The organism is Pseudomonas fluorescens (assembly GCF_003732425.1).
GTDB classification, from domain to species: domain Bacteria; phylum Pseudomonadota; class Gammaproteobacteria; order Pseudomonadales; family Pseudomonadaceae; genus Aquipseudomonas; species Aquipseudomonas fluorescens_BE.
The window spans coordinates 328,313-349,467 of record NZ_MOBX01000013.1; the positions used below are offsets into that span (position 1 = coordinate 328,313).

At 57.7% G+C, this 21,155-nt stretch carries 17 protein-coding genes and 2 pseudogenes; 7 read left to right on the top strand and 12 right to left on the bottom strand.

The window, feature by feature from the left end; all coding sequences use genetic code 11:
* Positions 1 to 8: 8 nt before the first annotated feature.
* The 8 genes from BK670_RS11885 to BK670_RS11920 form a co-directional block, all read right to left on the bottom strand.
* Positions 9 to 1,256 (bottom strand): MFS transporter, encoded by a 1,248-nt coding sequence (locus tag BK670_RS11885; protein WP_123449919.1) that lies wholly within the window; start codon positions 1,254 to 1,256, stop codon positions 9 to 11.
* A complete protein-coding gene (locus BK670_RS11890) occupies positions 1,246 to 3,720 on the bottom strand; it encodes an efflux RND transporter permease subunit (RefSeq protein ID WP_123449920.1) in 2,475 nt (824 codons plus the stop codon). Before BK670_RS11890 ends, BK670_RS11885 begins: the two co-directional genes overlap by 11 nt.
* A gap of 4 nt (positions 3,721 to 3,724) precedes the next feature.
* Positions 3,725 to 4,828, bottom strand: coding sequence for a WD40/YVTN/BNR-like repeat-containing protein (locus tag BK670_RS11895; RefSeq protein WP_123449921.1), 1,104 nt, complete (start codon positions 4,826 to 4,828; stop codon positions 3,725 to 3,727).
* 59 nt (positions 4,829 to 4,887) lie between these two features.
* Positions 4,888 to 6,276 (bottom strand): DUF1329 domain-containing protein, encoded by a 1,389-nt coding sequence (locus tag BK670_RS11900; RefSeq protein ID WP_123449922.1) that lies wholly within the window; start codon positions 6,274 to 6,276, stop codon positions 4,888 to 4,890.
* Positions 6,277 to 6,288: 12 nt separating this feature from the next.
* Complete coding sequence (locus BK670_RS11905) at positions 6,289 to 7,986, bottom strand: DUF1302 domain-containing protein (RefSeq protein ID WP_123449923.1); 1,698 nt, start codon at positions 7,984 to 7,986, stop codon at positions 6,289 to 6,291.
* Between the two features lie 57 nt (positions 7,987 to 8,043).
* Complete coding sequence (locus BK670_RS11910) at positions 8,044 to 9,180, bottom strand: FAD-dependent oxidoreductase (protein ID WP_123449924.1); 1,137 nt, start codon at positions 9,178 to 9,180, stop codon at positions 8,044 to 8,046.
* A 134-nt stretch (positions 9,181 to 9,314) separates the two neighbouring features.
* The gene (locus tag BK670_RS11915) at positions 9,315 to 9,677 is read right to left on the bottom strand and encodes a Rieske (2Fe-2S) protein (protein ID WP_123451357.1); all 363 of its coding nucleotides are present in this window, start codon (positions 9,675 to 9,677) and stop codon (positions 9,315 to 9,317) included.
* Between the two features lie 14 nt (positions 9,678 to 9,691).
* A complete protein-coding gene (locus BK670_RS11920; RefSeq protein WP_123449925.1) occupies positions 9,692 to 10,633 on the bottom strand; it encodes a VOC family protein in 942 nt (313 codons plus the stop codon).
* 257 nt (positions 10,634 to 10,890) lie between these two features.
* Here BK670_RS11920 and BK670_RS11925 point away from each other — a divergent pair, with 257 nt between their 5' ends.
* The 4 genes and pseudogenes from BK670_RS11925 (at position 10,891) to BK670_RS11940 (ending at position 15,053) form a co-directional block, all read left to right on the top strand.
* The gene (locus BK670_RS11925) at positions 10,891 to 11,853 is read left to right on the top strand and encodes a LysR family transcriptional regulator (RefSeq protein WP_123449926.1); all 963 of its coding nucleotides are present in this window, start codon (positions 10,891 to 10,893) and stop codon (positions 11,851 to 11,853) included.
* A gap of 59 nt (positions 11,854 to 11,912) precedes the next feature.
* The gene (locus tag BK670_RS11930) at positions 11,913 to 13,070 is read left to right on the top strand and encodes an alpha/beta hydrolase family protein (protein ID WP_123449927.1); all 1,158 of its coding nucleotides are present in this window, start codon (positions 11,913 to 11,915) and stop codon (positions 13,068 to 13,070) included.
* A 183-nt stretch (positions 13,071 to 13,253) separates the two neighbouring features.
* Positions 13,254 to 14,595: pseudogene (locus BK670_RS11935) on the top strand (metal-dependent hydrolase family protein).
* A gap of 11 nt (positions 14,596 to 14,606) precedes the next feature.
* Entirely contained in the window at positions 14,607 to 15,053 is a 447-nt protein-coding gene (locus tag BK670_RS11940; RefSeq protein ID WP_123449928.1) for a GlcG/HbpS family heme-binding protein, read from the top strand.
* Here BK670_RS11940 and BK670_RS11945 read toward each other — a convergent pair.
* The 4 genes and pseudogenes from BK670_RS11945 to BK670_RS11955 form a co-directional block, all read right to left on the bottom strand.
* Positions 15,038 to 15,973 carry a LysR family transcriptional regulator gene (locus BK670_RS11945; protein WP_123449929.1) on the bottom strand — a complete coding sequence of 312 codons (936 nt, stop codon included), beginning with the start codon at positions 15,971 to 15,973 and terminating at the stop codon, positions 15,038 to 15,040. The genes BK670_RS11940 and BK670_RS11945 overlap by 16 nt on opposite strands.
* A gap of 830 nt (positions 15,974 to 16,803) precedes the next feature.
* Positions 16,804 to 16,932 (bottom strand): hypothetical protein, encoded by a 129-nt coding sequence (locus BK670_RS29905; RefSeq protein WP_256214295.1) that lies wholly within the window; start codon positions 16,930 to 16,932, stop codon positions 16,804 to 16,806.
* Between the two features lie 104 nt (positions 16,933 to 17,036).
* Positions 17,037 to 17,789, bottom strand: coding sequence for an ImmA/IrrE family metallo-endopeptidase (locus tag BK670_RS11950; RefSeq protein WP_259697560.1), 753 nt, complete (start codon positions 17,787 to 17,789; stop codon positions 17,037 to 17,039).
* A gap of 383 nt (positions 17,790 to 18,172) precedes the next feature.
* Positions 18,173 to 18,286: pseudogene (locus BK670_RS11955) on the bottom strand (FAD-dependent oxidoreductase); the annotation flags it as partial.
* A 508-nt stretch (positions 18,287 to 18,794) separates the two neighbouring features.
* Between BK670_RS11955 and BK670_RS11960 the strand changes: the two are divergent.
* The 3 genes from BK670_RS11960 (at position 18,795) to BK670_RS11970 (ending at position 21,086) form a co-directional block, all read left to right on the top strand.
* Entirely contained in the window at positions 18,795 to 19,337 is a 543-nt protein-coding gene (locus BK670_RS11960; RefSeq protein WP_052392237.1) for a redoxin domain-containing protein, read from the top strand.
* 11 nt (positions 19,338 to 19,348) lie between these two features.
* A complete protein-coding gene (locus BK670_RS11965; protein ID WP_070086726.1) occupies positions 19,349 to 19,888 on the top strand; it encodes a DsbA family protein in 540 nt (179 codons plus the stop codon).
* 97 nt (positions 19,889 to 19,985) lie between these two features.
* On the top strand, positions 19,986 to 21,086 hold the full coding sequence (locus BK670_RS11970) for a low temperature requirement protein A (RefSeq protein ID WP_123449930.1): 1,101 nt from the start codon (positions 19,986 to 19,988) through the stop codon (positions 21,084 to 21,086).
* Positions 21,087 to 21,155 lie beyond the last annotated feature (69 nt).

Consider the following 21,155-nt stretch of genomic DNA (forward strand, 5'->3'; position numbering starts at 1 on the left):
ATCCTCGTTCAATGGCCGTTGCCGATGGAGTCGTGACCGCCGACATTCGTGCGGGTTAACAGTCCACCGAGCCTCGGCACGGACAGACAAAACAGCGCCACGACCAGTTGCAGCCAACCGATCATGGCCAACGCTTGCGGCAATGCCGTGGGAGCCCCGGAAGTGACGGCGAGTACCACCAGCGGGCTGATGAACTCGCCAGCGAAAATCGCGGCGGTGAAGCACCCCGCCGCTCGCCCACGTTGAGCAAAACCGACTTGCGCCATGATCCAGGTGATCAACGTCGGCAACATCAGGCCGATGCCCAGACCGTTGACCAAGACCGCGACCACCACTTGCGCGTGGCTGCCGGCGGCCGCCATCAACAGGCCGCCGATACCGGCCAGGCCATAGGCAATCAGCAACACATGCTGGCTGCGCAGACCGCTCAACAAACGAAAACTCAAGGCCCCGACGAGCACACCGAGTTGATTGGCGCCCATGGTCATGCCGATCTGCTGTGGCGCATCCACGTGCAACAAGTTGAGCAAGTAGCCGGCCTGCACCGGCACGATGAACAGGCTCAGGCCCGCGAGCAGCGACAACGCATACAGGGGCGTCAGTGCGCGCCACGGAAAAGCACGCAGAGCTGACACCGGTACCGTTGCTGCCGGTTGCACGCGGGGTTGCGGTTCCCAGAGTTTCCACGCCATCAGCGGCAGGAAAATCAGCCCGACCGCGTACAACGCAAACGGTGTGCGCCAGTCGTCCTGTCCGAGAAAACCACCCAGCGCGATAAACACCGCAGCGGACAGTGAGGTCGCGACCATTTGCAAGGCGAACAAGCGCTCGCGTCGGGCGCCGCTGTAGTAGTCGCCCATCAGCGTCGTGCAGCAGGTCATGATCCCCGCCTCCGCCAGACCGATCCCGGCCCGACTGGCGACAATCGCCGGCAGCGAATCCAGCCACAGCGGCAACACACCGCAGAGCGTGTACAGGGCCATGCACGCCAACAACAAGGGTTTGCGTCCGAGCCGATCGGCAATGACCCCGGCGAACGGCGCCAGTAATGCAATCACCAACGCTGGCAAGGTCAGCACGATCGGCACCAGCACCGTGCTGCCCGCGACATCGGCAAAATGTGCCTGCATGCGCGGTAACACCGGTGCGAGCAATACCGCGCCGAGCACTGGCAAACAGCTGCCGAGCAGCAACAGCAACGATTGCGTCAAACCGGCATGGCGGCCGCTGTTTTCAAATGAAGACTCAACGGCCATGACAGGTCTCCCGATGACGTGATTGATGAACATCTACCGCCAAGGCTCGCGGCGGCAGGGCCAGATTGATGGCCTCCTCCGGCGTTTCTGCGTCGGTGTTCGTGTGCCGTGCAGGCAGCAGGAAATACGCCAGCGCTGGCAACAGCAGCAGCGCGCCCACCATGTTCCAGACGAACATGAACGCCAGTAGCACGCCCATGTCAGCCTGGAATTTGATCGGAGAGAAGATCCACGTGGCCACGCCAATGGCGAGCGTGATGCCAGTGAGCATCACCACTTTGCCGGTGGACACCAATGCACGGTAATAGGCTTCTGACAGGCTCGCGCCCTGGCGCAGATGGCCGAGCAAAATGCTCATCACGTACAAGGCATAGTCGACGCCAATGCCGACCCCCAACGCGATGACCGGCAACGTCGCGACCTTGACGCCGATGTTCAGCCAGACCATCAACGCTTCGCAGAGGATCGAGGTGACCATCAGCGGAATCACCGCGCACAGCGTGGCGCGCCACGAGCGGAAGGTGATCAGGCACAGGACGATCACCGCCCCGTAGACCCAGAACAGCATCTCGCGATTGGCTTGCTTGACCACGATATTGGTCGCCGCTTCGATGCCGGCATTGCCCGCTGCCAGCAGGAACTGCACATCCTTATCGTTATTGGCAGCGGCGAATTGCTCAACGTGCTCGACCAGACGCGTCAGCGTTTCAGCCTTGTGGTCAGTGAGGTAGGCGTACAGCGTCAACAAACTGCAATCTTCGTTGTACAAACCACGCGGTGCGCTGGCGGTGATCATGTTGAGCATCGCCTGATTGTTCTGCAGCTCGTACCACTTGGCGCTGCCTTCGCTCAGGCCAACCAGCATGCGCCGGTTGAGCAAGGCCAGCGAGTTGGTTGAATCCACCCCTGGCAGAGCACGCAGTTGCCAGTCCAGTGCATCGACCTTCGCGAGGATGTCGTAACGCGCACACTGCCCGGCCGGGGTCTTGACCATCACGGCGAACAAATCACTGCTGGCGCCGTAATGCCGGGTCAGAAAAGCATCGTCCTGGTTGTAGCGTGAGTCGGCACGCAGCTCCGGTGCGCCGGCATCCAGATCACCGATCTTCAATTGCAGGCTGACCACAAAACCCAATGCCGCCAACGCCAGGCTGATGGCAATGCACAGGCTGGCCCAGCGGCGTCGGGTAAACAGATCGAGAAAACGCCAGAAGCCATGACGCCGCGCGCCGGCCTGATCGTTCTGCTCGCTCTTGAGGCTCAATTGCGCCGCGCGCGGCGTTACGCCGACATAGGACAGCAACACCGGCAGCAGAATCAGGTTGGTGAAAATCAGCACCGCCACGCCGATGCTGGCGATCACGGCCAGATCCTGAATCACCTGGATCTTGATCAGCATCAGCACGGCGAAACCCACCGCATCGCAGAGCAATGCCGTCAGCCCGGCCAGAAACAACCGTCGAAAGGTGAAGCGCGCGGCCACCACCCGGTGCATGCCGCGACCGATGTCCTGCATGATGCCGTTCATTTTCTGCGCGCCGTGGCTCATGCCGATGGCGAACACCAGAAACGGCACCAGCACCGAATACGGATCCAGTTGATAGTCGAGCAACGGCAACAGGCCCAGTTGCCAGACCACCGCCACCAGCGAGCAGAACACCACCAGCACCGTGCTGCGCAGGCAGCGTGTGTACCAGAACAGCACGGCGGTGGTGATCAGGATTGCGACGGCGAAGAACAACAGGATCTGCTTGAGCCCGGCAATCAGGTCGCCGACCTTTTTCGCGAACCCGGTGATGTGAATGTCGATCCTGTCGTTCTGGTACTCGCTGCGCAACGCCTCCAGTTGCTCGGACAGCACCGAGTAATTCAGCGCCTGGCCGTCGGCAGTCGTTGCCAGCAACGGCACGTAAATGATGCTCGAGGTTTGATCGAACGCTACCAGTTGGCCGAGTTCGTTGGAGCGCTGCACGTTGCGGCGCAAGGCCTCGAGACTGGCCGGTGTGCCAGCGTAGTCATCCGGAATCACCGGGCCGCCATCCAGTCCGTCTTCAGTCACAGCGACCCAACGTGTTGCGGGCGTCCACAGCGACTTCATGTAGGCACGATCGACGCCGGGTAGCAGGTAAAGCTTGTCGCTCAAGGCCTGCAAGGTTTTCAGATAATCAGCGTCGTAGATATCGCCCTGGCGATTGGCGACGACGATGCGCAAGGAGTTGCCCAGACCGCTGAGCTGCTGTTGATGTTGCAGATAATTGGCGATGTAAGGTTGTTGCGTGGGAATCATCTTTTCAAAACTGGCGTTCAGCTCGACGCGCGTGGCCTGATAGCCCAAGAAAAGCGTGGTCACCAGGCACACCAGCAACACCCACAACCGGTGATTGAACAAAGTGCGTTCCACGACCGAGCCGGAGCGCGGGTCGAAACTCGCCAGGCTGGCCGTGGCGTTGTCGAATGGTTTCATAACCTCACTCCGAAGCTGTAGCAGTGGGCGACGCCAGGCGCGTCACCCCGGTGAAACCGGCCAGCACCAGGCTGCCATCGGCGGCCTGCACGACACTGGAAATCGGTTTGCCCAGCGGTTTGCCGAAAGGCTGCAGGGTGGGTGCGTCGCCCGTGGTGCGAAACATTGCGCCCGCCTGATTGACCAACAACAGCTGGCCGTCAGCGGTGCAAATCGCTTCACTGAAGGACACGGGCATCGGTACGGGCGCGGGCACGAAGCTGTTGCCGTCGTCGGTGGAAATGAACGCGTTGCCTTTCAGTCCTGCCGCCAGCAGCGTGCCGTCATCGCGCACTTGCAGGGCGAAGAAGCTGCCGCTGTACGGGCTGTCGAGCGCGACGAAGGATTGTCCACCGTCCTCGGAACGGGCCACATAACCTTGCTCGCCGGCGATGAACCAACGCTCGCCTTGTTGCGCGATGGCATACAGATGCGCCCCCATCGGATTGTCGATATGGCCCATCAGCGACTGCCAGCTCACCCCGCCGTCCTCGGTGGTAAAGGCGAGGCCGTAGGCACCGACGATCAGGCCGTGACGCGCATCGGTGAACTTGAGGCTCAGAAACGGTTTGTCCGCGCCTTCGCTGACCATCCGTTCGGCGGTTTGCACGCGTGCCGCCGCTGCATCGGGGTCAGTGGCTGTCGGCAGTTGCTCGCGTGCGGCGTGCAACTCCAGTTGCGCAGCGCGGTTGCCGTCCAGCTGCAAAACCCAGTTTTCGCCAGCGTCGTGGGAGACCAGCACCGCACCGGCATGGCCGACCGCCCAGCCCGTGTTGGCATCGACAAACTGCACCGCCGTAAGGCTGACGGAGACCGGCACCTGCGCCTGCCGCCAATTGATACCGTTGTCATCGGAGAGCAAGACGATGCCGCGTTCGCCGACCGCCACCAACCGCGCACCAGCCCGAGCCAGATCAAGCAAGACCGCTTGCCGGGCCTGCGGCGCGCGCATCGCCGGCGTGTGCAATACATCCCCAACGGCAGCAGCCTGAGCCTGGCTTACGGGTAATACGCAAGGCAGCGCCAGCAGCGCCAACAACCGCCCGAGCACCTGACAGATTCTGTTCATACCGACCTCGAAACCACCTGTGAAACCGGATCGCCACACCTGTCGCGATCCGGCCCGATTCAACGAACCCCGGCACCCGCCATCGCCGCCGGCGAGAATTCAGATGCCTTGTAGCGATCGACCACGCCGTATTGCTCAGGCAGACCGGTGTAGACGTTCTGGATAAACCAGGCGCCGGAGGTCAGGTCGTAGAAACCCGAAGACAGCTGCGCTTGCGCTGGCAGATCCGGCAGCACTGCTGGCAGCGACCACAAGGTTTTGGCGAGTTGGCCGTTGGCGTCCCAGCGATCGCCGAGCATCGCTTGCCAGGTATCTTCGTCGAGGTAGTAACGGCCCTTCGGCAGTTGGTGACGCTTGCCCGGTGCGAGTTCGGCGTCCACCACCCACACGCGATGCAATTCCCAGCGCACGTAATCAGGATTCATGTGATGGGCCAGAAACAGGTCTTCCGGTTTGCCTGCCGTCAGGACTTTGTTGGTGTTGTAGGGGATATACATTTCCTGCTTGCCGACCAGTTTCCAGTCGAAGCGATCGATGCGCCCCTGGAACACGCTCAACTCATCGAACGACATCACCCCGGCGGTTGCCGGCGTCGGTGTGTCGCAGCAGGCATTCGGCAACTTGCGCACGCGGCGCTGGCCGGTCAGATAGACGTGAGCCTGGGACTTGTCGCCGTTGATATTGGTGCGCCCCATGATTTGCTCACCCGCACGCAACGGCGGGCCGACGTTAAGCAGGCGGAACAACCAGTAATCACCGGCGAAACTTTCCGGCGTGCCGTCCTGGTAGTAATACGGCATGTCCTGAATCGCCTGGCCGTCGGTGGTCATCACCTGTTTGCCGTCTGCAGTCATCAGGTAATGGCGAAAGTGCATGGCCAGTGAAGTGCCGCGCCAATTCAGGATGTGGTTCCACATGGCTTCCGCGCCGTTATGCGGAATCGGGAATGGAATACCGCCAAACGCACCTTCGGGCACCGGTCCAGCGCTGCTGTCGACCAGTTTGGCGCGGGTGGCATTTTTCAGGGTGTTGTCATACACCCATTGCGGCGCGGCGGCCGTGCGACGGGTCGGATAGACATCAATGCGATAGGTGTCGGGAAAGCGTTTGAACATCTCCTTGGTGCCATCGCTGAGCTTGCCGGCGTATTGCGCCAGATTCTTCGAGGTGATGCTGAACAGCGGTTTGTCAGCCGCAAACGGATCGCTGCGCTTACCGCCCGGTTTATACGCCGGGTCAACTTTGGTGTAACCGCCCTGCCAGGCTGGAATGCTGCCGTCGGCATTGCCTGCGCGCTCGGCACCCATTGGCGTGAGACTGCTCGACAGTTTGGCCGCCTCTTCTGCGGTGGCCGCAGTCGCAACCTGGCTCAGGACGGTCAGCGTTCCGAGCAAGGCAAAGCACAGGGCCGTAAGGCGCGGGACACGATTGTGGTGATGAGAAGTCATGCGCAAGTCCTCTTAAAACGTGGTCTTGACGGAGAAGGCGAGGTAATCCCGATCCTTCAGCGATTGCTTGTAATTGAACTGGCTGAGGTCGTTGAGATTGGTGTCCTCGGCGCCGTAGTAATGCGTGTAGGTCAGGCCGGCCGTGACGCGATCGAGGTAAGTGGCGGTGATGCCGATGTTGATGTCGCCACCCTTGTCCGGGCCAAACGAGCTGACCACCGCAGATTTGCCCAGCGGGAAGTAACTGACGCCGACCGGAATGCTGATATCGATGCCGGAGAAGAACTGGCGGTAGGTCGGCGTGTAGACGACTTTGAAACCGAGGCCGTCATCGGTGGCGTTCGGGTCCAGCGCGGCGCGATTTTTGGTGACGCTGAGCAAGCGGTTCCACGCCACTTCGCCGACCAGTCCGGACTCGCGGGCGATGAAGTTCGGGCCAAAGGACGCCAACACGTTCAGGTTGACGTGAGCGGTGCGGCCGACGGCGTAGAGCGCGTCATCATCGTTGTCGGCAATGACGCCGGGCAGCACGGTCTGACCGTTTGAGACCAGCGGCATGTTCCAGCGCATCGACGCTTCACCGGCGAAGCTGTACTCGTCCACGGTGGTGGAAAAACTCGCGCCCAGCGCTCGAATATCTTCGGGGTAAACCCAGTAGTACTCGCCGATCTGTCCGGTGCTGAAGTTCGGCGCGGCCGTCGACGGTTTCAGATACAGCTTCGGCGTCTTGTCGTGATACTGGATGGCGTAGAGGCCGTACTCGACGGTCTCAGCGCTGTATTTCAGTTGCAGACCGCCCTGCCCCGAACTGCGCGCTTCCTTATCATTACCGTGGAAAAACGCGGTGGGACTGGCCGGGTTGCCGCCGAGGAAGGCCGGAAACGGCGCACCGACGATCAAGCGCTCATTGCCTTCGCCAATGGTGTCGCTGGTGGAGAAGTAACTGCCAGCGGCGGGCAGACGTGTTTCTTCCCACTCGAGTTGGTAGTACGCCCCGAGCGATACGTCGTCAGTCAGTTGGAACGTGCCAGACAATTGATTGACCGGACGGGTGATTTCCTTGAACTGCGTATTAGGCACCGACTGGGCCTTGACCACGTCAACCGGGGCCATGCCACCGGCAATGCCGTTGGCGCCGAAGAACAGGCTCTCACCCCAGATCAGGCCGTGACGGCCGGCGCGCACCGACGTTGCGCGGTCGGCCAGTTCACCGTTCCAGTAGACGAACGCGTCGAGGATTTCGCCGTCACCACCGTGCAAATGACGGGTGTCATCGGTGAACTCGTCGTAGCCCACGGAACGCGCGTTGGCGCGGGACGGATCGTTATTGTCGTTGTTGCCCTGGTACTCGCTGTCGTACCACGCTGCGCCACTCAAACGTGCGCCGAAATCCTGAAAGGACATATCCAGCTCCGAGAGGATATCGGTGCGATTGGAGATCAGGCCTTTCTTGAACGCACGATCGCCATCGTCCTGATTGAGTGCAACCTGACCCTCGGTCAACTTGCTGCTGGGATTCTGCGTGCGCCAGGCAGCGCTGTACTTGACCGTATTGTCCCAGCGCAACTTGAAATCCGGGTTGCCGGTCTCGATGTCGAAAGCGTGAGCGGCCTGGCTGCACAGCACCAGCAGCGCAGCAACGCTCAAACCGAAGGGTGCAGAGGAGCAGACCGGGCGACGCGCGAGCGCCGCAGTCGTAGAACTAACCATCGCGTTAACCTCTTGTTTTTATAGTGGTAACTGCTGTGGATGAGTCGCAGGTGGGGCTTAGATTGGCTCGGCAGTGCGCGCGAGCATTTGCTTGACCAGGCCAATGCGATCGAAGGCCCGGTCGTGTTGCATTTCCTTGTCGCCGGCCAGCACCGAGCTTTCGCTGATGTACTTGCAACGTTCGAAGCGCCGCGCCATGAAGCGCTGCAGCTGCTGTTCGACGCTGGTGGAGGTGGACGGCTCGCGAGTCAGTTCTTCGCTGAGCACAATCGCGTCTTCGATGGCCATGCCTGCACCTTGACCCAGATGCGGCGTGGTGCCGTGGGCCGCATCGCCAATCAGCAGGACGCGTCCGCGATGCCACGGTTCATCGACAAACACCACTTCCATCGGCTTGTAGACGACTTGGCTGTTATCAGTGATGTGCTCGCGCAGTTCGCCGATCAGACCGGTAAAGCCTTGCAGGCGCTGGCGCATCTGCGCAGCCAGATCGGCAGGATCCATCCACGGATTGGACGGTTCGTGGGAGGTCAGAAACAGGTACATCAAGTTGCCGGCCAGCGGCACCAGCCCGGCGTTGCCGTCAGCGCTTTGATAGTTGGCCAGATGATCGATTTGTGGCGCGCGGGGAAAGTTATAGCGCCACACCGATTGGCCAGTGAAACGCGGGGTGTAGGCATCACCAAAGACCAGGCTGCGCACTTTCGAGAACAGACCATCGGCGCCGACCACCAGGTCGTAGTGGCCGCGATTGCCGTCGGTAAACAACACGTCGACCTCTGTGCCGTTGTCGTCCAGCGTTTCCACACTCAAGCCCAAACGCACATTGGCGCCGAGTTGCAGGGCGGTTTCGCTGAGGACTTTGTGCAGCGCCAAGCGAGAAATGCCGACATTGGCGGGGTACTGCGGGCCGGCGAGTCGCTGTCCCGGAATGCGCGCCAGTTGCTGCCCGCCCGGGCCGTAGATAGCCACGTCTTCGAAGGCATAAGCGGCATCGAGATAGCCGTCGAGTACGCCAAGCTTGGCCATTTCACGGACGACGTTGCTCTGTTGAATAATCCCGACGCCGTAGACTGTCCATTCGGACTTGAGCTCGATCAGGTCGACCTCGATACCTTTACGCCGCAAGGCGATGGCTGCACACAAGCCGCCGATACCACCGCCCACGATCAGAACGTTGTTCACTGCACTCATGGTGTTCTCTCTTTTTATTCTTGTGATCGATGCTGCGTCGGGCACGGCATCGTTGGGTGAAGCTTCCCGGCAAAGCAGGGATTTGACTAATCGCGAGTAGGGATGCGATGTATCGCCGTACGCGATACCTCGATTTATCCCGGCAGCGGCAACCCTTCAGGCATTTGCACCAGCAGCCAGCCATCCCTCTCGCAGCTCGGCAGCGCCTCCAGCGTCTGGCCCAGGCACGGGCCGTAAATGCACTCGCCCGTCGCCGGCAGAAATTGCGCACCGTGGGCGTAGCAGACGATCAACTGGCCATCGGCAGACAAGAAACGGTCCTTGCGATACTCCAGGCGCACGTCCAGATGCGGACAACGGTTGCGATAGACCCGCACCTGATTACGGTGCCGCAGGGCAAACACACTGTCGCGACCCTGCGCCAACGGATCGAATCCGCGCGCCCGGCCCTCCTCCAGTTCGTCCAGCCGACACAGTGGCTGCGCAATACCGCTCATGATCAGCGCCGCCTTCAACCGACTTTCGGCGGCGGTCCGCCCGGGGCCCATTTTTCTTTGGCGCTGAACAGGAACAACTGCGAGTTATCCGCCGACAGCGGAGCGCGACGGGCCTCCCAGGCGTCATCGTGCTTGTCCATGTCGGCGTCGTATTCGATGTGGCAGCCCAACGGACTGTTGAAATACCAGAACCAGTTGGAGCCAAACACGTGACGGCCCGGCCCCCAGAAACTGGTCCAGCCTTTTTGCTCGAAACGCGTCCCGGCCAGCAGCACTTCGGTGCCACTGCCCATGTGGAAGGTGAAGTGTTCGCAGCCTTTCATATGCGGCGGGGTCTGGATCATGAACAGGCAATGGTGATCGTCAGAGCCGGCCGGGCGCATGAACGGCCCGGCGCCAATGAAGGTGTCGGTGGTGCGAAAGCCCAGACGCTCGGCGTAAAAGGCTTCAGCTTTTGCCGCATCGGGTACGAAATACACCACGTGCGACAAAGTGCGCGGAACAGCGCCCATATCGAGGGTAATGCCCGGCTGGTTAAGTGGCCGCTGTGGCGCATGGCCGGCGGCGTTGGTCAGGTCATTCGGTGCGCTGTAAGGCTTGCGTACGCTGACCTGAAAAGCGATCGCGAAACCCATGTCGTCAACGCTGTGCAGCACCCCGTGTTGATCACGACGGACAATACGATCACGGGCCAGCTCATCTTCGATAGCATCCAGATCGCTGATCGCTCCGACCCCGTAGACCGTCTCTCGAATGGACGGCGCCGGACCGATCGCCGCCGGCAAATCAGGATCGTCGGCTCGACGGATAATCACGGCGGTGCCGTCTAGCGCTTCGAAACGCCCTCCTTCGCTGTCTACGCCGACCGGCGCAAGGCCGTAGTCGCGCAGGCAATCGGTGCAGGCTTGAATGTCATCGACGCCAAAAATCAGGGCATCAAGGCCAATGATGTTCATGGCTTACCACTCCATTGAAATTATGATCCGGAGACTGTCGCCATGGACGCCTTGCAGCGCGCCGGGCCTGACTGGAAACCGGTGGTGGTGTCGGCAGCAGGGCCGACTGCGGCGAAGATTGGCGCAAGGGCTGGCAGCTGACTAATCGCGAGTCGGGATGCGACCTATCGGCAAACGCGATACCTGCGACGAAGGTTGACGTGTCGATGGATTCGTTCGAATGTATTGCGAAAATAAATACAAAAACGGACCTGCCCATGCGTTTCAACCATCTGGATCTGAACCTGCTGGTCGCGCTCGATGTATTGCTCGAAGAGCAGAACATCACCCGCGCTGCTGAACGCCTGCACATGACCCAATCCGCCACCAGCGGCGTGCTCGCTCGCTTGCGTACCTACTTTGAGGATGAGCTGCTGGTCCAGGTGGGGCGCAAAATGCAGCCCACGCCCTATGCCACGGAACTGGTCAAACCGGTGCGTGAAGTCCTGCTGACGATCCAGTCCTCAATCACCGCCAAACCGGTGTTCGACCCGGCCACCAGCAAGCGTCATTTTCGCTTGGTGACCTCGGACTATCTGATCAGCGTGCTGTTCGCCCAGGTGATCCAGAACATTCATCAGCAAGCGCCCAACATCACGTTCGAAATGCTTGTCCCCAGCGACAATTCCGGCGAATTACTGGTGCGCGGTGAAGTCGACCTGATGATCGTGCCCGAGCGCTACATCATTGAAGGCCACCCTTCGCGCCTGCTGTTCGAAGAAGAACACGTGTGCGTGGTGTGGCAAGGCAATACGCAAGTCGGCGACACCCTGACCCTTGAGCAGTACATGGAGATGGGCCATGTTTCGGTAGGCTTCGGCCGTACCCGGCACATGAGCATCGAAGAATGGTTCATGAATCAATACGGCTTCAATCGGCGCATTGAAGTGATCACCAGCGACTTCAATACCTTGCCGCAACTGATTGTCGGCACGCAGCGCATCGCCACGATGCACCAGCGCCTGGCAAACCTCTACGCGCACTATCTGCCGCTGCGCATCCTGCCGCCGCCGGTGAAAATTCCGGTCATGCGCGAGTACATGTTGTGGCACCGCAGCGTCGACGGCGACCCGATGCATCGCTGGCTGCGCGAACGCATCAGCGAATCCATCCAGCATCTGCAACACGTGCCCATCGTATCTCGCGATACCTCGTATCTGCCGTCACGATTGGCCAATTAGCCGGGTGATCCTTAACGTGCCTTGGGAATGCCAAGGCAACCATAAGGACAACAATAATCATGTTTCGCTATTTCCCGACCAACTACGTTTGGAATCTCTCTGTCGACCTGGCCATCGAAATGGGCGCCCGCATGGGTGAAATCGAAGTGATGTGCGCCCCGCTGCAAGAGGCCGCCAAGCAGCCTGACGCGGCCGGCACTCGAGCCTTTCGCGAAACCTGGGCGAAAATGGCAGACAAGCTTTGCGGTCTGGCCGAAGAAGACGAAGGCAATGGCCGGATGCTCTCGGCTGGTGAAAAATACAACCGCGCCGCCACCTATTATCTGACCTGCGAGCGCCTGCAAGCCCACGGTGCGCCGGGCCGTACCGAGCTCTATCAACGCTTCCTGCAAACCTTCAAGCGCGGCGTCGAACTGTCGCGTGAAAACTGTGAACGGGTGGAAATCCCTTACGAGGGCAAACATCTTTCCGGCTTGCTCGTGCGCGCCGAAGGCGTCGAAGGGCCGGCGCCGATACTGGTGCAGGTCAACGGTCTGGACTCGACCAAAGAAATGAAATACCGCGTGGGCCTGCCAGCGTGGCTGGCGAAACGCGGCATCTCTTCGCTGATCATCGACCAGCCCGGCACCGGCGAAGCGTTGCGCTTGCACGGCCTGACCGCGCGATTCGACAGTGAACACTGGGCCAGTCGCGTGGTGGATTGGCTGGAAACCCGAAGCGACGTCGATGCCACCCGCATTGGGCTCGAAGGTGTCTCGTTGGGCGGTTATTACTGCCCGCGCGCGGTCGCATTCGAACCACGCTTCGCCTGCGGCGTTGTCTGGGGCGCGAACCACGACTGGCGCGATGTGCAAAAACGTCGACTGGAAAAAGAAGGCAGCTTCCCGGTGCCGCACTATTGGGCGCATGTCTGCTGGGTGTGGGGCGCCAAGGACGTCGAAGAGTTCATGACCATCGCCGAAAACGTCCACCTCGATGGTGTGCTTGACCGGATCAAGGTGCCGTTCCTCGTGACCCATGGTGAGCAGGATTCACAGATTCCGTTGAAGTGGGCGCATCGCACCTATGAACAACTGGTCAACAGCCCAAAATGTGAACTGAAAATCTTCACCGAACGTGAAGGTGGTGTGCAGCATTCGAGCTTCGACAACAGCATCAATGCAGGGCAATACATTGCCGACTGGGTTGCCGAAACCCTGGGCGGTCGCACTGCCTGATCACTGAAAAATACGCACAAACAAACGCCGGACAATCTCACGATTGTCCGGCGTTTTCGTTGGTGGCTTTAGCCCGGCGCAGCTATTGACGCGATCAATGCGCAGCCATCGATGCAAACTGCTGGTGGCCCCCTCGCCTGCTCTTTAGCCTCATCTGCAGAATAATCACAAAGCGAAGACACCATGACTGCCCTGCATTTGAAATGCCAGACCCTGTTCGACGGCACTGGGCTTGGGACCCGCCAACAACAAACACTGATCGCCGAAAACGGCTTGCTCACCTACGTGGGCCCGACCGCGCTGGCACCTGCTCCCCGTCCGAGTGATACACAGTTAGACGCTGGCGATAATTTCGTGATGCCGGGGTTGGTGGATGTGCACACCCATCTGGCCTTCGGTAACGCGCAGAGCGAAGAAGACATAGACCTATGGACCAGCGACGAATTTCGCGCATTGCGCGGGATGTTCTTCGCGCAACACGTGCTGGCTGCCGGCGTCACCAGCATGGTCTGCCCCGGCGACAGCGGCCAACTCAGCATCGCCGTGCGCAATGCCGTCACCGCCGGTTTATTCGAAGGTCCGAGGATCGCGGCCAGCAGCCGCGTCATCACCAATCGCCAGAGTCTGAACGACTGGTTCCCGAGCCGGGTGGGCGCTCCTGAATACTTCACGGCGCAGTTGGTCACCAGCCGCAGCGATGCGCTTGCCGAAATTCGCAAACAGGCCAAGGACGGCGTCGACCTGATCAAGATCGCCATGGACGGCACGCACCGTCGTCCCAATGGCGAAATCATCGCGGCCTTTACCGCCGACGAAACCTTCGAAATGGTTGAGGAAGCGCACCGTCTGGGCTGCAAGGTCGCCACGCATGCCTACGGTCGCGAAGCCGTGATGTACGCGGCGCGTGCAGGCGTTGATCTGGTTTTCCATGCCTTTTACATGGACGACGCGTGCATCGAAGCGTTGCTTGAGGCCGGCAGCATCCTTGCCCCGACCATGACTTTCCCGCAGAACACCGTGGATTTCTGTCAGCCACACGATCCGGCGATCAGCACCGGTTATGCCGGTTATTGTGCGCGCACACTGGAAGTCGGTTCGGCGGTACTCAAGCGCGCCAAGGCGGCCGGCGTACCTTTTGCCTGCGGCAGTGACAGCGGTTTTGCGGTGACGCCCTATGGCGAATGGCATGCGCGCGAACTGGAGCTGTTGGTCACGCGCCTGGGATTCACCCCGGCCGAAGCGTTATACGCCGCGACCGCTGTCGGCGCGCGCTGCATGCCGCGCGGTGAAACCCTCGGCACGCTGCAAGTGGGCAGACTTTCTCTTGCTCGACGGCTCGCCGCTGGATGACATCCGCCTCCTTCAGGATCGTTCGCGCCTGAAGGCCGTTTACAAGGCTGGTCAATCGGTACGGATGGATCGCAGCCCTTACAACCCCAAGCAAGTGTCCGATTTCAACTCGCTGAAATGGACGGATCTTTACACCCGCGACCGCGTTGCCCAATTGGGTAAGTGGGCGGTATGAGGACAGAGGGCATGCAACGACTTGACCTGCTGACTGCCACGAACATAGCAAGCGACGCCATCCGCATCGCTCGTGAAACCCGAATCAAGCCTCTGGGCGTCGCCGTACTGGATGCCGCAGCCCATCCGTTGGCGGTTTTGCGCGACGAACACGCCAGCTTCCTGCGCCCGCAAATCGCCATCGGCAAGGCACGCGGTTGCCTGGGCATGGGTTTTGGCGGACGTGAACTGGCGCGACGCGCGCAGGCCATGCCGGCGTTTTTCGACGCGATCAACAGTTTGACCGGCGGCGAAGTTATTCCGGTAGCGGGCGGCGTGCTGATTCGAAATGCCGAGGGCATGATTCTTGGGGCCATCGGCATCAGCGGCGATACCTCGGACAATGACGAACGCTGCGCGTTACTGGCAATCGCCAAGGCAGGATTAATCGCCGACAGCGGCGATCAACCAGAGGGCTGATCGAGCAATGCGGCCTGTTCCAGGAGCAGGCCGCGAAACCATTGCATGGCCGGGTCATGTTCTTGATAGGGATGCCATTGCAAGACTTGCACGGCCTCGGGAAACGCCAGCGGTGCCGGGTGAATGCGCAACGGATAACGCTGGGCGAAGCGCTGCGCCTGTCGTTGAAACACCGTGGCAATGCGTGCGGTGCCGACAATGAATTGCGGCATCAGCACAAAGCTTTCAACGGTCACCGCCACTCGCCGCTCAATGCCGAGTTCATGCAGGTGCACGGCATCCATTGCCAGGTTTTGCCCGTTGGCAAACTCGCGCACCACGTGCGCCGCGCCGCAATAGTCGGCCACGCTCAGTTGCTCAGCGAACTGTGGTTGCCGGGCACAGACGATACAACAGAGCTGGTCGGTCATGAGCGGCACATGGGGATAGGCCGGATTCAGCCGTCGTTGCGGCACGACCACACAATCACTGCGCCGATAATCCAGCGCTTCGCTGACGACGTCGCCGTCGCGCGGAACAGGCATGTCACGCAAGCTCAAGCGAATACCCGGAGCGGTACGCGCCAATGCATGGCTGACCGCCGGAAGCAGCACGTCGGCGACGTAATCGGAGGCTACGAGGGTAATGTGCCGCTCGCAGTTTGCCGGGTCAAAATTCAGCGGCGCGTCGACGACCTCCCGTGTCAGTGCCAACGCAGCACGCACTTTTGGCAGCAACTCCAGACCCAGCGCTGTGGGTTCCAGGCGGCGCCCCACTTGCACCAGTAACGGGTCATTGAAATGCTCACGCAAGCGGCCCAGTGCCGAGCTGGCAGCTGACTGCCCGAGGCACAGACGCTCGGCCGCCCTGCTGACACTGCACTCGCTCAGCAAAGCGTCGAGCGCCACCAACAGATTAAGGTCGAGGCGTCGATATCGCATGGGGGTTCCGTTGGCGCTGGTGGCGGCGTGTCTGCTCCGAGTCACGGGCATGATCAAAAACGAAGCATGACCTTATCGAGATGGCTACTGATCCGCCAATCGCGTGCGTCGTTGAGAGGTATCGCTAACGAAGATACCAAGCGCCAGTGCGCGCTGTAGCAGGTAAGCAAAAAGCCCTGCGATTACTTTTTGATCAAGAGCAACTTATAGGTTGCTCGAAAATCGATGCTCGTGGATGACGGCAATCGGCCAGAAACAGACGTTCAACGCTAGAATTAAGCGGATGGTAAGCCGTCCAACTGGATGAATGATTAGGGCGCATTCCAGTCAATTGTGATGTCACCTGTGTTAACGAAGAGAGCGACCTCCGCAATCGAAAACAGGATGCCTCCCATTGCGGTCACTGCATGCCAGTAGCTGTATTGCCAAATTTCTGGCGATACGTGGACGCAGCTTCCATGAGCACACACAAAATATTTTCCCGCCTGAATATATCCGTTGAGCGCATCGCCCCCAAAGATACTGGCTGACCGCTACGAAGGTGAAAAAGTTGAGCTAGGCAAGCACTAGCGTTGGGTACAAAACCCACCGTGCTCGATTCGACAAACTCTTGAACGTGAGATGCGATTTCATGAGCCCGAATTACTGAATACACGAACCCTTGGGTCCGGTTATACGACCCTGATTATGTCCAAAAACCTAGACGCCCCCCTGTTCTGGTTGGAACTTATCTTCTCTTGAGACTGGGGACTAATTTTTTCTGAGAAATAAATCAGTCTCCTTTTTTAATGACAAAAGCTACCATTACAGTAGCTTCTGCCAGCGACAACTTATTTTTTTGAAGATTTGCTAGGTTTCAAGTCGGGATTGTTTCCTTGCGTGTCTTTATTATCACGACGACGCTTGTCAACTTCACCGGTTGATTTAGCGATTGGTTTTGGGCCTGGTTTAAGCGCCATAAGCTTTCTCCTTAACGTTGATATTGATTGTGGTTTTTGCACTTATCAACTTCTCATAAAGTAAATTTCCCCTTTGCCCTCCTAACAAGGTTGGTTTCTTAATTCTATGGCCAGCGCACCAAATTCAATTCCTTGATTCGAACCGCCATGGCACTGTCAGATACCCTGAATTGCTGAGCCAAAGAATTGATTGCCATGCCGTTGAATCTGGTACAGCGAGCCAAAGCTATTTCTCGGTCGAGTGAATTTTGCGAGGCATAAAGAAGGGAATTTGGATCGTTAGCGTTCAGGTGAAAACAACTGACGTCGTTAAAATGAAACTGCCCCTTGCATCCAAACTGGCTTTCAAACCGAGCAATCACAAGCTTAGGGGGCATAAGGAAACACGCTGCGAAATAATCCGCTTCGCGCTCAATCAGAGGTTTGGTCGATAGTGAGTGATAGCCGCCTATCGGCCGGTCCCTATGCATAATTTCTTGCTCATGAAGTAGGAAATGGCCTATCTCATGAGCAGCTGTGAAACGGCGTTCATGTAAAGGGAATTCGGTAGAGACTGCGATTTTTCCGGAGCGCCGATCAAATATCCCAGCTGCTTGGAATTTCTGACCTTGTGGAGCAAATCTTGTGGAACCAAGGGTCGGGAGCTCCAGATACGTCAGTCCCAACAGTGAAGCCGCAACTGCGGGATCGAGCATGCTTAATAGTGGAGGTTGTCCGCCAGGCCACAGAGCGTCCTTGTTTGCCCAAAGGCCTTCGTGAACCCAATGCGCTGCTTCTTGGATGTATTCTCGATCCATTTCGCCACCACCACATATTGTGTTAAAAACAAAAATAACCACAATATGTAGGATATTCAACCATCTCTCCGTCAGATTTTGATCCAGCTGACGAACGGTGTTGAGTAGGTCAAGCTCATGAGCAAACCACCATGCAGACGGTTTCAGGAATCGAGCCTTCCGGAAATAATGAAAATGGCAATCAAAATGGGCACGGATTTATTTTTCGCTGATTTTGGTATTGGGAGTGGATTGGTTGAGTGGGTGGGGCCGGGACCGGTGAGTTAAAGCGTAGGTTGGGAAGCCTCTGAAACCGGATACGGGCAAGTTTCCACAAGTCCGCTTTCGGCCAAAAGCGGTCAGTGACAATATTCGCAAGGGCTACCGCTCAGCTTCCCGAAGACCGATCTCGACTATTCGTTAGGTACAGCACCATCGCTGCACGAGCCGCATCTTTGATTACCTTCAGCCTCAACCAAGGTGATATTCGCGCCTTTATCAGCCAGGTGATACGCCAGCGAAGCGGCCACGATGCCGGCACTAATGACAACGACTCGTTTGCCCAGAGCATTTCCCATATCAACCTTCATTCTGTCGACCTGAAGGCGGTTCATTGTCTGCCTCTGGTCGATTTCTGCTTGTCGTAACGGGCTGCAGTTGTCGTCCAGAAAGCAGATGTAGATTTGTCTGAAGTGGCGAAATAGCTGACAAATTCATCGTGTTAAAACGCCGCCTGAAATGGTAGCAAGATAAGCGCGTAAGTGTTGTTGGCACTGGAGGTACCGAAAATTCGTTCAGCTACTACGGCAAGCGTCATCAACGACTATAGTCATTGGTGAGCCAGAGCGAATCTGACCATTCCCCTGCCAACCTGGCCTAATCCAATTCCGCGATTACACGGCGGATCTTCTTGTGTTCCTTGATGCGGAACGTGAATGTTTCGCTGCCGAAATCACTCAGGCTCAGGCTGAGATCGAGGCAGCGTTGTCTTTTTTTGAACCCCTTGATGGTGGATGGAGTTATCCCGCCGGGCACGTCGCATCCCACTGAGCACGTCCCAACCACCCATCTATCAAGGTTCAAGCAATGAATACTTTAGAGTTTGATGATGCACAAAAAACCAATGGCGACCTGGTTCAGGGTCCGCTGCCGGCCGGCACTGTCGCGCCCGACTTCACTCTTCACGCAACCCCTGATCAACAGTTGTCGCTGCGTGAGCTAAAGGGAAATCCCGTGATATTGGCGTTTTATCCCGCTGACTGGACCTCGGTGTGTGGTGACCAACTGACCTTGTACAACCAGTTGCTACCCACATTCAGAGAATACGGTGCGGCGCTACTGGGTATCTCGGTTGACAGCGCCTGGTGTCATCAGGCCTTTGCCAAAGATCGGAATTTTCACTTCAGCCTGCTGGCCGATTTCGAGCCCAAAGGGGCTGTGGCACGACGGTATGGAGCGTACGAGTCCCAGCTCGGGGTTTGTAAGCGTGCGCTGTTCGTGATTGACAAGGACGGGGTGGTTGCCTGGAGCTACGTCTCCCCGATGGCAATCAACCCTGGTGCGGACGGTATTCTGGATGCGCTGGATGCTTTGGCGAATTCGCCACAAAGCACGCCAACCAAAAATTAACAGGTGATTAGATGGCCACTCTCAAAGTCCCGGTAAGTGCCAACGACCATCGCCAGGGAAGTGCGCATGCCAAGGTCACCTTGGTCGAATTTGGCGACTATGAATGTCCCTATTGCGGTGAAGCTTATTGGATGGTCAAGAATCTGCAACAGCATTTTCGCGATGACTTGCTGTTTGTGTTCCGTAACTTCCCTCTGACCACCGCTCACCCCCATGCATTGGGTGCAGCGGTCACCGCTGAGTATGCCGGGAGTCGAGGATTCTTCTGGGAGGCCCACGACGAATTGTACGAAAATCAGGATCGATTGGGCCTGCCGCTGTATCGCGCCATCGTTCTCAAACACGGCCTTTCCAGGGAGGAATTCGATCTTGCAATGCAAGAGGATACTTACATTCCCAAAATACAAGCCGATTTCAATGGAGGTGTACGCAGCGGCGTGAATGGCACCCCAGCGTTTTACATTGACGGGCTTCGCTATGACGGAGTTCCAGAGTTCATCGGGATGAGTCAGATGATTGAGCTTTTGTTAGTGCGTGGACGAAATCGCTAGAGAGCCAAATCGGCTTGGCATCACCCACATCGGAGCCGAGGAAAAACCAACGTTAGCTTCCTTTTACATACAGAGGTGGACACGGAGCCGGCAACTAATGAAATCTTTGAAGTATTATGAAGAAAATCGACACGCCACATGGTTGGAGTTGTTTTTTGACCTGACTTTCGTTGTTACGATAGGCCAGGTTACGCACACTCTCGGACATGTTCATGACGGGCACTTTGAACATAAGCAATTATGGACATTCTTACTGCTTTTTGTACCGTTGTGGTGGATCTGGTCCAGTCACACGATTTACTCCAACAGGTTCGATACAGACAGCAATCTTCACCGTTTGGCAACATTATTCATAATGCTCCTGCTCATTGTGCTATCGGCACGGATCGGGGAAGACCTGGAAGTGAACTACCCGCTTATTATTGCCTGCTATTTTGGTATACGTGCGATCATCAGTGTTATGTATATTTCATCCATTAGTAAACTCGATTCTCGCGGCGAACTTTCCTCAAGGCTTGGTTTCGCCCTATTAGTTAGCGCAGTTATTAGCCTTTCATCCGTTATTTTTGACCCGCCCTTGCGTTACCTTGTTGCTTATATTGGGATTGTTCTTGATATTCTGTTTCCTGTATTTTTCTGGACTAAACTAAAACCGTTGCCAGCACACACGGAACACTTGGTTGAGCGCATAGGCCTACTCACCCTAATCTTATTGGGGGAGTCAATTATTAGCCTTTCCGGAGGCTTATCTAACATTCAATGGGGTTATTATAATGTGATGGCGGCCATCACCGGATTTATCATGATTTGCAGTATCTGGTGGATCTATTTTGATAGTTTTTACTTATTAAACAAACATCAAAGCAGTATGATTGGGCACGCCTTAATCTACTCACACCTTTTTCTTTTTATGGGGCTGGCACTTCTGGCAAATTTGATAAGGCATGCGATCCTGAACGACATTGCGATACGCGATTTTCAGATTATGTCGATCACCGGCATGGCCTTGTTTTTCCTAGGTAAGCAATATGGCTATTTCATAGCCGTGAGTAGAATAAGGAAATACATACTGCAAAACACGTTGATAGTGTTTTCTTTGGGCGGGTTAGTCGTATTTTTACCCCGCGTCGAGTACATATTGGTCGGCCTGACAGCAACCATGATCTCTTATGTTTTTCTAAATTTCAGATATCGTTGAATCATTATTATCAGACCAGAGGGTGGGACCAAGTGAGCAAGTGGCTGACTTGCGGTTACATGTTGCCCA

What these genes read in the sequence shown, in the direction of transcription:
- BK670_RS11940 (WP_123449928.1), top strand. Translation starts at nt 14,607, where the DNA reads ATGCAACGACTTGACCTGCTGACTGCCACGAACATAGCAAGCGACGCC.
- BK670_RS29905 (WP_256214295.1), bottom strand. Translation starts at nt 16,932, where the DNA reads ATGGCGCTTAAACCAGGCCCAAAACCAATCGCTAAATCAACCGGTGAA.
- BK670_RS11925 (WP_123449926.1), top strand. Translation starts at nt 10,891, where the DNA reads ATGCGTTTCAACCATCTGGATCTGAACCTGCTGGTCGCGCTCGATGTA.
- BK670_RS11930 (WP_123449927.1), top strand. Translation starts at nt 11,913, where the DNA reads ATGTTTCGCTATTTCCCGACCAACTACGTTTGGAATCTCTCTGTCGAC.
- BK670_RS11945 (WP_123449929.1), bottom strand. Translation starts at nt 15,973, where the DNA reads ATGCGATATCGACGCCTCGACCTTAATCTGTTGGTGGCGCTCGACGCT.
- BK670_RS11965 (WP_070086726.1), top strand. Translation starts at nt 19,349, where the DNA reads ATGGCCACTCTCAAAGTCCCGGTAAGTGCCAACGACCATCGCCAGGGA.
- BK670_RS11960 (WP_052392237.1), top strand. Translation starts at nt 18,795, where the DNA reads ATGAATACTTTAGAGTTTGATGATGCACAAAAAACCAATGGCGACCTG.
- BK670_RS11885 (WP_123449919.1), bottom strand. Translation starts at nt 1,256, where the DNA reads ATGGCCGTTGAGTCTTCATTTGAAAACAGCGGCCGCCATGCCGGTTTG.
- BK670_RS11905 (WP_123449923.1), bottom strand. Translation starts at nt 7,986, where the DNA reads ATGGTTAGTTCTACGACTGCGGCGCTCGCGCGTCGCCCGGTCTGCTCC.
- BK670_RS11920 (WP_123449925.1), bottom strand. Translation starts at nt 10,633, where the DNA reads ATGAACATCATTGGCCTTGATGCCCTGATTTTTGGCGTCGATGACATT.
- BK670_RS11895 (WP_123449921.1), bottom strand. Translation starts at nt 4,828, where the DNA reads ATGAACAGAATCTGTCAGGTGCTCGGGCGGTTGTTGGCGCTGCTGGCG.
- BK670_RS11900 (WP_123449922.1), bottom strand. Translation starts at nt 6,276, where the DNA reads ATGACTTCTCATCACCACAATCGTGTCCCGCGCCTTACGGCCCTGTGC.
- BK670_RS11890 (WP_123449920.1), bottom strand. Translation starts at nt 3,720, where the DNA reads ATGAAACCATTCGACAACGCCACGGCCAGCCTGGCGAGTTTCGACCCG.
- BK670_RS11915 (WP_123451357.1), bottom strand. Translation starts at nt 9,677, where the DNA reads ATGAGCGGTATTGCGCAGCCACTGTGTCGGCTGGACGAACTGGAGGAG.
- BK670_RS11910 (WP_123449924.1), bottom strand. Translation starts at nt 9,180, where the DNA reads ATGAGTGCAGTGAACAACGTTCTGATCGTGGGCGGTGGTATCGGCGGC.
- BK670_RS11970 (WP_123449930.1), top strand. Translation starts at nt 19,986, where the DNA reads ATGAAATCTTTGAAGTATTATGAAGAAAATCGACACGCCACATGGTTG.